At 67.8% G+C, this 11,330-nt stretch carries 11 protein-coding genes; 1 reads left to right on the top strand and 10 read right to left on the bottom strand.

What is annotated here, in order from left to right; genetic code table 11:
- Positions 1-281: 281 nt before the first annotated feature.
- The 7 genes from DYI42_RS21470 to dapA form a co-directional block, all read right to left on the bottom strand.
- Positions 282-1,466, bottom strand: a complete 1,185-nt coding sequence (locus tag DYI42_RS21470; RefSeq protein WP_213548844.1) for an amino acid aminotransferase — start codon at positions 1,464-1,466, stop codon at positions 282-284.
- A gap of 102 nt (positions 1,467-1,568) precedes the next feature.
- Positions 1,569-2,420: a 3-mercaptopyruvate sulfurtransferase gene (sseA, locus tag DYI42_RS21465; protein WP_213548842.1), complete on the bottom strand. Its 852-nt coding sequence runs from the start codon at positions 2,418-2,420 to the stop codon at positions 1,569-1,571.
- A 69-nt stretch (positions 2,421-2,489) separates the two neighbouring features.
- Positions 2,490-3,104 (bottom strand): LysE family translocator, encoded by a 615-nt coding sequence (locus DYI42_RS21460; RefSeq protein ID WP_213548840.1) that lies wholly within the window; start codon positions 3,102-3,104, stop codon positions 2,490-2,492.
- A 42-nt stretch (positions 3,105-3,146) separates the two neighbouring features.
- The gene (locus tag DYI42_RS21455) at positions 3,147-4,448 is read right to left on the bottom strand and encodes a hypothetical protein (RefSeq protein ID WP_213548838.1); all 1,302 of its coding nucleotides are present in this window, start codon (positions 4,446-4,448) and stop codon (positions 3,147-3,149) included.
- 69 nt (positions 4,449-4,517) lie between these two features.
- Positions 4,518-4,994 carry an SsrA-binding protein SmpB gene (gene smpB / locus DYI42_RS21450; protein ID WP_213548836.1) on the bottom strand — a complete coding sequence of 159 codons (477 nt, stop codon included), beginning with the start codon at positions 4,992-4,994 and terminating at the stop codon, positions 4,518-4,520.
- Positions 4,995-5,157: 163 nt separating this feature from the next.
- Positions 5,158-5,640: a tRNA (N6-threonylcarbamoyladenosine(37)-N6)-methyltransferase TrmO gene (gene tsaA / locus DYI42_RS21445; protein ID WP_213548834.1), complete on the bottom strand. Its 483-nt coding sequence runs from the start codon at positions 5,638-5,640 to the stop codon at positions 5,158-5,160.
- 10 nt (positions 5,641-5,650) lie between these two features.
- Entirely contained in the window at positions 5,651-6,523 is an 873-nt protein-coding gene (gene dapA, locus DYI42_RS21440; protein WP_213548832.1) for a 4-hydroxy-tetrahydrodipicolinate synthase, read from the bottom strand.
- Positions 6,524-6,674: 151 nt separating this feature from the next.
- Here dapA and DYI42_RS21435 point away from each other — a divergent pair, with 151 nt between their 5' ends.
- Positions 6,675-8,825, top strand: a complete 2,151-nt coding sequence (locus DYI42_RS21435; protein ID WP_213548830.1) for a lytic transglycosylase domain-containing protein — start codon at positions 6,675-6,677, stop codon at positions 8,823-8,825.
- 66 nt (positions 8,826-8,891) lie between these two features.
- On the opposite strand, the gene DYI42_RS21430 is transcribed toward DYI42_RS21435, so the two are convergent.
- The 3 genes from DYI42_RS21430 to DYI42_RS21420 are packed head-to-tail and all read right to left on the bottom strand — an operon-like array spanning position 8,892 to position 11,313.
- Positions 8,892-9,938 (bottom strand): threonine aldolase family protein, encoded by a 1,047-nt coding sequence (locus tag DYI42_RS21430; protein ID WP_213548828.1) that lies wholly within the window; start codon positions 9,936-9,938, stop codon positions 8,892-8,894.
- The gene (locus DYI42_RS21425; RefSeq protein ID WP_213548826.1) at positions 9,938-10,381 is read right to left on the bottom strand and encodes a YcgN family cysteine cluster protein; all 444 of its coding nucleotides are present in this window, start codon (positions 10,379-10,381) and stop codon (positions 9,938-9,940) included. Before DYI42_RS21425 ends, DYI42_RS21430 begins: the two co-directional genes overlap by 1 nt.
- The gene (locus DYI42_RS21420) at positions 10,378-11,313 is read right to left on the bottom strand and encodes a bifunctional riboflavin kinase/FAD synthetase (RefSeq protein ID WP_213548846.1); all 936 of its coding nucleotides are present in this window, start codon (positions 11,311-11,313) and stop codon (positions 10,378-10,380) included. Before DYI42_RS21420 ends, DYI42_RS21425 begins: the two co-directional genes overlap by 4 nt.
- Between the last annotated feature and the right edge of the window lie 17 nt (positions 11,314-11,330).

The raw sequence follows: 11,330 nt of genomic DNA, 5'->3' as shown, positions 1-11,330 counted from the left end.
CTCCCCGCCGGGCCAGGCCCGGCCCGCGCTTCTGGCGGGCGTTGAGTCAGTTCGTGAGTCAGCAAAGCGGGAAACCTGCCCTGAAGCCTTTCATCGCATCACCCTGGCATGGCCGATGGCGCGCCCCGCATAAAAGGGAATAGCCGTATCCCCGCTGGCGGGGCCCCGCGGCGATTCCCTATGACCCGATGTGCCCCGCCGTTCCTTGCTGTGTCAGGCGACCCCGACTCCGCAGATACTTCGCATCCGCTCTGTCGTCAGCGGAGCGCTCCAAAGCGGGTTTACAGCACCGCGGCGATGGCCTCGGCGGCGAGCGGGATGGTGGCGTCGGTCAGTCCGGCGAGATTGATGCGGCTGTCTTCCACCATGTAGAGGCCATGCTCCGCGCGCAGGGTCGTCACCTGCTCGGGGCCGAGGCCCAGTACGGTGAACATGCCTTTGTGCGCCTGCAAGAAGCCAAAGCGGTCGGAGCCGGTGAGCCGGCGCAATTCAGCGGCCAGTGCAACGCGGTTGTCCTTCATCCGGGCGCGCATCCCGTCGAGTTCGGCCTGCCAGTCGGCGCGCAGGCCCGGATCGGTGAGGATCTCCGTCACCACCCGTGCGCCGTGGTCAGGCGGGAAGGCGTAGTTCTGCCGGTTCAGCCACGCGAGAGCGGCGTGGGTCATGTCACGCGCCCGTCCGTCGGCGCAGGGCGCCAGCACGCAGCCGACGCGCTCGCGGTACAGGCCGAAATTCTTGGAGGCGGAAACCGTGATGATGGTTTCCGGCAACGCCGCCACCATGTCGCGCAGGCCCGCCACATCGGCCTCCAGACCATCGCCGAAGCCTTGGTAGGCGAGGTCGACAAAGGGGGTGAGGCCGCGCGCGGCGAGCAGGCGGGTGAGATCGGCCCAGTCCTGAAGGCTCATGTCGGCGCCGGTGGGGTTGTGGCAGCAGCCGTGCAGCAGCACCACGTCACCCGGGGCAGCGCGCCCGAGGTCTTCCAGCATCCCGTCGCGGTCTATACCGCCGGTGGCCGGGTCGTAATAGCGGTAATCGGCGCGCGGAATGCCCAGCGTGTCGAGAATGGAGCCATGGTTGATCCAGCTCGGATCGGGCAGCCAGATGCGCCGCTGCGGATTGCCCGCCAGCTTGATCAGTTCAAACCCCTGGCGTACCGCGCCCGTGCCGCCCGGCGTGCCGCAGGCCGCATAGGGCATGGTGTCTGCCAACTCGCCCAGCACCAGACCGGCGAGGGCGCGGTGGAAGGCCGGGTCGCCCGCGAGACCGACATAGCCCTTGCTCTCCTGCCGCTCCACCAGCCGCTGCTCGGCCTGCTTGACGGCAGAAAAGATCGGCGTGCGTCCCTCCGCATCGTGGTAAACGCCCACGCCCAGGTCGATCTTGCCCACGCGCGGATCCTCGGCGAAGAGCTTCATCAGGCGGAGGATCTTGTCTTCTTCGCGGGGCGGGATGGATTCGAGCATGGCGGTGGCTCCTGGGGGGTGGGCAGAGTGCCCACCCTACGGGCTGAGAGGGTGGCGCAGGCGTCAGGCGGCGGCAAGGGCGCGTGCACCGCGCCCAGGGCGTCAGCGTCCGGTTTCGATCCCGAGATCGTCGTAAAGGCCCCATTCCGACCAGCTGCCATCGTAGAGCGCGTGGCGCGGGTGGCCCAGCATCTCGAGCCCGAGCGACAGGATTGCGGCGGTCACGCCCGAGCCGCAGGAGGTGATTACCGGCTTGGCCAGGTCAACGCCCGCATCCTCGAACACCTCGCGCAGCGCCTGCCCGCGCTTCATGGTGCCATCGGCCTTGAACAGGTTGCCGAAGGGCAGGTTCTTGGAGCCGGGGATATGGCCCGCGCGCAGGCCCTCGCGGGGTTCGGGGGCCTCGCCGGCAAAGCGGTCGGGGCTCCGGGCATCGAGGATTTGCCAATCGCCCAGCTTGGAGGCGGCGGCCACCTGGGTCACGTCTTTCACCATGTCGGCCTGGCGCTGCACGGTCATGTGCCGGTCGCGCACGATCGGGGGCATGTCTTCCACCGGGCGTTCCTCGGCTTGCCACTTCGGGAAGCCGCCGTCGAGCACCGCCACGTCCTGCTTGCCCATCAGCTTGAAGAGCCACCACACGCGGGCCGCCGAGAACAGCCCGGCGCCGTCGTAAACAACCACCTGGTGCCCGTCGCCGACGCCCATGGCGCGCATCCGGCTCATGAACTTCTCCACCGGCGGCGCCATGTGGGGCAGCTCCGAGCGTGCGTCTGAGATGTCGTCGATATCGAAGTACCGCGCGCCGGGGATGTGAGCCGCCTCGTACTCCGCCCGCCCGTCGCGGTTCATCGCGGGCAGGTACCAGGAGGCATCCAGCACCCGCAGGTCCGGGTCTTTCAGGTGCCTGGCAAGCCAGTCGGTCGAAACCAGCGTCTTCGGATCGTCGGCCATGGGTCGCTCCCCTCTCGCGTCGCAGGCGTTGCTAGCCGGAAGGGCGCGGGCTGGCAAGTGGGGCGGCGTCTAGGCCGCACCCCGCTCAGGCGCGCGGGCCAGAAGCAGCAGCAGGCCGAAGAGCACCATGGTGGCGCCCGAGGTGCGTTGCAGCCAGTGCATCCGCGTGGACGCGAGCCGCGCGGCAAAGCGCCCGGCCGTGGCATAGGCGAGCACCGCGCAGCCCTCTAGCGCGAGGAAGAGCGCGCCCAGCAGGGCATAATCCTGCCAGTAGCGCTCGGGCGCCACGAACTGCGGGAAGAAGGCCGCGAAGATCAGGATCGCCTTGGGGTTGCCCAGCGCCACCAGCGCCTCGCGGCGGGCGGCTCGGGCGAGGCTGGGAGCAGGGCGGCCTAGCGCGTGGGTGTCGGGCTTTGTGCGCAGCAGCTTGATCCCGAGCCAGACGAGATAGGCGGCGCCAACGATCTTCACCGCCGTGAAGGCCGTGGCGGAGACCGTGAGCAGCAGCCCCAGCCCCAGCGCCGAAGCCGCGATCATCGGCGCGAAGACGGCGATGCGCGCCAGCGCGGCGGTGAAGGCAAAGCGGATACCCGTCTGCGCACCATGGGTGAGGGCGAGCAGGTTCGACGGGCCGAAGGTTAGATTCAGCGCAAAACAGGCGGGGAGGAAGAAGGCGAGATCCATGGCGCGAAGCTGCGCCGGGGCGGGCGCGGATGCAAGGCCGGGCTACCGCTCCTCCACAGCGGGGATCGGGCGCGCATCCTTCACATGGGGCAGGGCGCTAAAGTCGCCCTCGCGGATCGCGCGCTCGTAGCGCTGCGAAGTGGCCAATTCGCCGGGGCCAAGCGCCTTCATGAAGCGGCGGGATTGCCCGGCTCCCTTGGGGCCGGCCGGCCCGCCGAGACCGGCACTCACGTTGAAGAGCGCCACCGCCAGCGCGTAATCGGCGGGGCCCGCCTCGTCCTGCGCGTAGAGCGAGCCCATGTTCAACATGCAGTAATCATTGTCGGGCTCGAGCCGAAGGCAGGCCATGAAATAGTCGCGCGCGAGATCCTTGTTGAAGGCAGGACCATGCGCATCGCCAAGACGGTTTCCGGCAATCTGCATTCCCCAGGCATCTCCCAGCCCGGCGAGCCGCTGGGCCAGCTCCAGTTCCCGCGCCGGATCTTTCGGCAGTCGGTTCAGCAACACACGCATTTGCAGCTCCGTCAGACGGGCCATCCGCACGTCGCCGAAGCCAAGATGGCGTTCGATGCTGCGTTCCAGGTAGCCGTCATCCGGACGGTCCGGGTTGGCAAAGACATAGAAACCGTGGAGCTGATGCAAAATGGCTTGCCCGCCATACTCGGCACCCACGTCAAGATCGAACCCGTAGCGCAGGTAGGCCTCGATCGTCTCAGCATCCTCAGGGGCAGCCTTCGTGAGGATATCAATCGTGTTGACTATGGAGGGCATGAAGTCCCGGTCGGCGGCGCGGCGGAAATAGGCGAAGTGGTGCTCGGCGCCCGGCACGTCACGGTTCAGAACAAGGTAGACCCCGAGGTTGTGATAGGCGGTGGCGTCGCCCGCGAGCGCGGTGCTCAGAAGGATGTAGAAGCCATGTCTCCGGGTCGCTTTGTCGGCACCGCTGAAAAGCATGTCGATGGCGTCGTAGGTGGCGTGAAAGTAGAGCCCGCCGGGCCTGCCTTCGGTGGTTCTCGGCGTCCGGTCGCGGGCCCGCTCCAGCACCGCCTGATCAGTGATCTCCGCTTCCAGCTCGGCCCTCGTGCGCTCCATCCAGTTGTGCAGAACGCTGCTGTCCCAAGGCAGCACCGGTTCCGTAGGCACAAGCGCCGGGTCTCGCGGCTGCCCGGTGATGGCACGGGCAATCCCCGCCTGCGGGCTGCGGTAGGGTTGTGAAACGGCGAGCCTGCCCGGCGCGGTTTGCGCGGACCTTCCCTCGGGGGGCTCGTCAAGCCGCAGCGCTGTGATCCCCGCGATGGTCGCCGCGAGGGCGAGTGCAATGGCCGGGATCAGAAGCTGTCGCATCCGGGCACCGAGACATGAGCCGATGACGCATGGTAAACCCGACAGCCCGGCCGCGCAACGAGCCCTGCCTCAGCCGCCCTGCTTCAACAACCGCTGCTTCTGGCGATTCCAGTCGCGCTTGGCCTCGGTCTGGCGCTTGTCGGTGTTCTTCTTGCCCTTGGCGATGCCGATCTTCATCTTCGCGATGCCGCGATGGTTGAAGTAGAGCACCAGCGGCACCAGCGTCATCCCCTTGCGCTGGGTGTCGTTCCACAGCCGCGCCAGCTCCTTCTTGGAGCAAAGCAGTTTGCGGCGGCGGCGCTCGTCATGGCCGAAGGTCTTCGCCTTGTCGTAGGGGGCAATGTAGCCGTTGACCAGCCACAGCTCGCCATCCTCGACGGCGGCGTAGCTCTCGTTGATCTGGCTGGAGTTCTCCCGCAGCGATTTCACCTCCGAGCCCTCCAGCACGATCCCCACCTCGAGATCGTCCTCGATGGCATAGTCGTGCCGCGCCTTCCGGTTCTCGGCGATCACCTTGTAGTTGGGGTTGTCGTCTTTCTTGGCCATGGAGAGGGCATATAGGGGTTAGACCGGGCCGGGGAAAGCGGTCGTCGCCCCGGGCGCGGGAAAAATCTTCAGGAAGATTTTTCTGCCTTCCAAGATTTTTCGCGAAAAATCTTGGTGGTGGCTCCGGGCTGCGGAAGAATTTTTGGGAAAATTCTTCCCCGCTTCATTCCGGTGGCCTGTCCACCGTTTCGATCCAGGGCTTGATGTCCACCACCGGTGTGCCGTCGAAGGCATCGGTGGCGTCGATATGCACTGTCGCGTCCTCGATCGCCTCGATCCGCACGCAGCCCAAGGCCACCGGGTTGGGGCGCGCTGGCGAGCGCAGGGCGAAGGTGCCTCGCGGGCCATCGGCGTGGCGCGGGCGCTGCACCAGCAGGTCGCGCCGGGCTTCGCCGGTCCAGTACAGCAGCATGATCCACCCGCCGGGCTCCAGCCCCTTCAGCGCCGGGGCGAACTCCGGCTTCAGCTCGACCCGGGCGTTGCCGCCGCCCTGTTCGCGGGCCAGCCGCAGGTTCTTCGGGGCGGTGCCCTCGCGCCAGTCCGAGCGGATCACACCGATAAAATGCAGCCCTGCCTCGGCCTGCGCGGCGGGGTCATAGCCCAGCCGCTCCTCGCCGTCGCGGGGCGGTTTCAGGTCTCGCTCCAAAGGAGCGGCATCAGTTGATCACCCCGGCAAAGCGCATCGCGTCTTCGATCTGGGTCTTCACGAAATCCGAAACGGGCACATGGGGGCGGCGCACGTCTTCGGCGCATTTGCCCAGAAGCGACAGGCCGTACTTCGCACCGCACAGCCCCGGCTCGGCAAAGATCGCCCGGTGCAGCGGGATCAACCTGTCCTGGTAGTCCAGCGCCTTGGCGTAGTCACCCGCCAGCGTCGCCGCCTGCATCTCGGCGCAGAGCCGAGGAGCCACGTTGGCCGTCACGCTGATGCAGCCCACGCCGCCCATCGCGTTGTAGCCCACCGCCGTCGGGTCTTCGCCCGACAGCTGGACAAAGTCTGGGCCGCACATCTGGCGGGTGATCGCCACGCGGGCCAGATCGGCTGTGGCGTCCTTCACCCCGATGATGTTGGGGTTCTTTGCCAGTTCGGCCATGGTGCCGGGCAGCATGTCGACAACCGAGCGCGGCGGGATGTTGTAGATGATGATCGGAAGCCCAACCTCGGCGGCGGCCTCGAAATGGGCGATTAGCCCGCTCTGGGTCGGCTTGTTGTAATAGGGCGTCACCACCAGCGCCGCATCGGCGCCCGCGCTCTTGGCGGCCTCCACCAGACGCACCGTCTCGCGGGTGGAGTTGGAGCCTGCGCCGGCAATCACCGGCACCCGGCCCGCCGTGATGCGCACACAGGCGGCCACCACCTCGTCATGCTCGGCATGGGTCAGCGTGGGGCTCTCGCCCGTGGTGCCGACCGGCACAAATCCGCTTGAGCCCTCGGCGATGTGCCACTCGAGCAGCGCTTCGAAGCTCTCAAGGTCCAGCTCGCCGTCCTTGAAAGGCGTCACCAGCGCTGGAATCGATCCCTTGAACATCTGAGAGCCCTCCTCTTTCGCGGCCATATCCCCATCCGGGCGGAGCTATAGAGCCCGCGCGGCGCAATGCCAAGTTGTTGTATTGTCCGTCCCCCATGACACGCTACACTTGTGCGGACCGCCAATTGCCGCTCCGGAGTTCGCCTGAGCCATGTTTCGTTATGTTCTGACGCTCCTTGCCTCTGCCTTGCTCGGGGCTGTTTCGCCTGCGCTGGCCCAGGCGGCCGACCCCGCGCCGGAAACGGTGCAGGAGGCATCGATGGAGTCCGAGGAGGAGGGCGAGGGCCAGGGCGAAAGCGCCGACACGGCGGCTGACGCAGACACGAGCGCAGAGGCGGACGACGCCGGCGATCCGGGCCCCCTGCCGCGCGCCGAGGCGCTCGAGGGTGTGGCCCTCGCCGCCAAGCCGCCCCCCGCGCGGCCCAAGCAGGCCAGCGATTTCACCCTGATCATGCGGGCGCTGGAGCGGGGCGACTGGGGGCAGGCGCTGTTTTCGGCCAAGCGCGAAGGCCCGGCGCTGGAGCGCTACGTGCAATGGGCCAAGCTGCGCGGCGGCGGCGGCGAGTTCGACGAGTATATCGCCTTCCTGCGCGATCACCCCGACTGGCCCTCGCTGGAGTATATCCATGACCGGGGCGAGGCCTCGATCGGCACCGGCGAAGACCCGGCCAAGGTGGTGGCCTACTTCGGTGACAAGATCCCCGAAACCGCGATGGGCGTGCTCCGGCTGGTCGAGGCGCATCGCGCCCGCGGCGAAGATGGCGACGCCGCCGCGCTGGCGGTGCTGGCATGGCGCACCCGAACGCTGAACGCCGATGTCGAGCGCGAGTTGCTGGCGCGCTACCCCGAAATTCTCGCCCCCCACCACGAGGCACGCCTCGATGATCTGCTCTGGCGCGACAGCCGCAGCGCCGCGCTGCGCCAGATGGGCCGCGTGGGCGAGGACTGGAAGACACTCGCCGAGGCCCGGATGGCCCTGCGCGCCCGCGCCGCCGGGGTCGATGCCAAGATCGAAGCCGTGCCCGAGGCGCTGCAAGACGATCCCGGCCTCGCCTGGGAGCGCTACTACTGGCGCCTGCGCAAGGGGCTGCACGAGGGCGCCGAAGAGCTGATGGTCGAGCGCTCCAGCTCTGCCGAGGCGCTGGGCCGGGCCGAGCTCTGGTCAAACTACCGGCGCATCTATGCCCGGGGCCAGTTGCGCGACGGCAATGTGCCCGAGGCCTATGCACTCGCCGCCCGCCACTTCCTCTCCAGCGGCTCGGATTACGCCGATCTGGAGTGGCTGGCGGGCTTCATCGCGCTGCGCTTCCTGAAAGACCCCGAGCTGGCGCTCTGGCACTTCGAGCGCTTCGGCGAAGCGGTGGAAACGCCAATCAGCCTTGGCCGCGCGGGCTATTGGCTGGGCCGCGCCTACACCGACCTGGGCGATGCCGAAAAGGCGCGCGATGCCTATGCCTACGGCGCGCAATACCAAACCAGCTACTACGGGCTGCTGGCCGCCGAAGCCGCGGGCCTGCCGATGGATGTGAGCCTGACGGGGCGCGAGGAATTTCCGTCCCTGGCCGACACCAGCTTTGCAGGTTCCGAGGTGCTGGCGGTGGGCCTGCGGATGATCGAAGAAGGGGAAGACGCGGAAGCCGAGCGCTTCCTCACCCATCTGGCCAGCACGCTGGAGCGCCCGGAAGCGGGCAGCCTCGGTGCGCTGATGATCGAGCGGGGCGAGGTGCATCTTGCGCTGAAGATCGCCAAGAAGGTGGCCCGCAACGGCATCATGATCCCCGCCGCCTACTACCCGCTGCACGAGATGGCCGAAACCGACTGGCCGGTGCCCGACGAATTGGCCCTGGCGATTGCCCGGCGCGAAAGCGAGTTCGATCCGGTGGTCGTCAGCCCTGCCGGGGCGCTCGGGCTGATGCAGCTGATGCCGGGCACCGCGCGCGACATGGCGGGCGAGCTGAAGGTGCGCTACGACAAGGGCAAGCTGACCGAAGACCCGGAGTATAACGCCCAGCTCGGCACCGCCTACCTCGCGGGCCTGATCGAGATCTTCGGCGATGCGCCGGTGCTGGTGGCGGTGGGCTACAACGCCGGGCCGGGCCGCGCGGTGAACTGGGTGAGCGACCGGGGCGATCCGCGCTATCCCGGCGTCGACGTGGTGGACTGGGTCGAGATGATCCCCTTCCGCGAGACCCGCAACTACGTGATGCGCGTGACCGAGAGCCTGCCGATCTACCGCGCCCGTCTCACCGGCCGGGTGGAGGAGCTCCAGTTTATCAAGATGCTCCACGGCACGCCCAACTGACCGGGCGCGCAGGCTCTGCGGTCGGTCTGGAGTATTTCAAGCAAGAAAATGAACAGGCCGCGCCCGTCAGCCGGCGGCGAGTTCGCAAAAGCGGGTTATGTCGGCCTCTTTCGCGTTCCAGTCGCAGACAAGACGGGCGGTGAGCATCTCCTCCGGGTCGTCCCCTTCAAGATCGCCCACATAGATGTGGTACTCCGCGCCTTCTGCCTTCAACCGTTGATGCGCGGCGCGGGGGAGGTCGGCGAAGATCAGGTTGCTCTCCTGCGGGGCCAGGAGCCGTCCGCCCGCCGCCTCCACACCGCGCGCGAGTGCGGCGGCGGCGGCATTGGCGGTGTTCGCGGTTTCCATCCAGAGATCATTGGTGAGGTAGGCGCTCATCTGCGCGGCGAGGTAGCGATGCTTTGAGAAGAGCTGCGCCCCGCGTTTGCGGCGGTATTCCAGCTCTTCGGCCTTCTCGGGGTCGAAGAGCACCATCGCTTCCACGCCGAGCAGGCCGTTCTTGGTCCCGCCGAACGACAGCGCATCAATGCCCGCCTTCCAGCTCGCTTCCGCAGGCGTACAGCCCAGGTGCGCCACCGCATTGGCAAAGCGCGCACCATCCATATGGGTCGCAAGGCCGAAGCCGCGGGCCACGGTGGTGAGCGCCGCCAGTTCGGAGAGGCTGTAGACCGCGCCCTTCTCGGTGGCCTGCGTCAGAGAGACCGGCCCGCGCTTTGGCCCATGCACGCCACGCGTGCCCTCCGCGCCGATAGTGGCGGCCAGCGCCTCGGGGCGGATCTTGCCGGCCTCGTGGGGCACCAGCGTCAGCTTGGTGCCGCCGGTGAACATCTCGGGCGCGTTGCACTCGTCTTCGTGGATATGTGCGCAGGCCGAGCAGAAGATCGTCTCGAACGGCTCAGCCAGCGTGGACAGCAGCAGCACGTTGGCGGCGGTCCCGGTGGCGGCGAGAAAGACGGCGGCCTCGGGCGCTTCGAACACCTCCCGCACCTGCGCCACAACCTGCTCGGAGAGCGCATCGGCACCATAAGGCATGGCATAGCCCTCGTTGGCGCGCACCAGCGCCTCCATCACGGCGGGATGGGCGGGGCCGGTGTTGTCGGAGGCGAAGTGCATTACAGGTCTTCCTCTTCTGCCACGTAATCTTCCCAGTCATCCTCGGGAATGTCGAACTCGGGAAAGGTCGGCCCCTTCACGGCCCGGCCCGCCTTGCGGGTGCTCTCCGGATCGCCGGTGACGAGCGGATGCCAGGCGGGCAGGGGCTTGCCTTCGTACCGCAGCCGATAGGCGCAGCTCTCGGGCATGAAGTAGGCGGTCTTGTGCATGGTCTCGGGGCGCAGAACCACGCATTCCGGCACGATCTTCAGCCGTACGTCGTAGTTGGAGCAGCGGCATTGGGTGTCATCGAAAAGCCGGCAGGCGATGCGGGTGAAGACGACCTCGCCACTCTCTTCGTCCTCCAGCTTGTTCAGGCAACACTTTCCGCAGCCATCGCAGAGCGCCTCCCATTCCTCGCCTGTCAGCTCGCCCAGCGGTCGCTCCCAGAAGCGCGGCCTCATGGCCGGGCCAGAATGCTGCGCGCGCGCGCCTCGTCGCGCTGCATCTGCTCGATGAGGGCAGGCAGCCCGTCGAACTTCGCTTCGGGGCGGAGGAATTCGACAAGCCCGACAGAGAGATGCGCGCCATAAAGATCGCCCGAGAAGTCGAACAGAAAGGTTTCGAGGTTCGGGGCATCCCCCTCGAACATCGGGCGAATGCCAAGCGAGGCAACGCCGGTGTGGGTGCCCGCATGTGGCCCGTCGAGCACGTCGACCATCACCGCGTAAACCCCGAATGCGGGCCGATGCAGCCGGGGCAGGCCCATGTTGGCGGTGGGGTAGCCCAGCTCGCGGCCGCGCTTTGCGCCATGGATGACCGGGCCCTCGATGCGGTGCCAGTGGCCCAGCATCGCGGCGGCCTCGCGCGGACGGCCCTCGGTAAGCGCCTCGCGGATCGCGGTGGAGCTGATCTCGCCGACGCCGGGCAGGGCGCGCAGCTCGGCCACTGTGGTGCCGAAGCCAAGGGCGGCGCCATCGCGGGCGAGGCTTTCCACATCGCCCGCGCGGCCCTTGCCATAACGAAAGTCGGCGCCCACCGTCACATGGGCGGCACCAATGCCCTCCGCCAGCACCTCGCGGCAGAAGGCCTCGTCGGTCAGCGAGCGGAAGGCCTCGTCGAAGGGCAGCTCCACCAGCAGCTCAACGCCCAGCTTTTCCAGCCGGTGCGCGCGGGCCTCGGCATTCATCAGGCGGAAGGGCGGGGCGGCGGGCTGGAACACCTCGCGCGGATGGGGCTCGAAGGTGAGCACGCCGAGCGGCGCGCCCGGCGCGGCGGCGCGGGCCTGCTCCAGCACGGCCTGATGGCCAAGGTGCACCCCGTCGAAATTGCCGATGGCGAGGCTGGCGCCGCGCAGCGCGGGGGGAAAATCGGAGAGGCTCTGGACGATCCGCATGGCGCCTGAGGTAGCGC

The organism is Vannielia litorea (assembly GCF_018424695.1).
In the GTDB taxonomy this organism is placed as follows: Bacteria; Pseudomonadota; Alphaproteobacteria; order Rhodobacterales; family Rhodobacteraceae; genus Vannielia; species Vannielia litorea_A.
The sequence above is the reverse complement of the archived record's forward strand: the minus strand, read 5'-3'. Positions and strand labels throughout refer to the sequence as shown.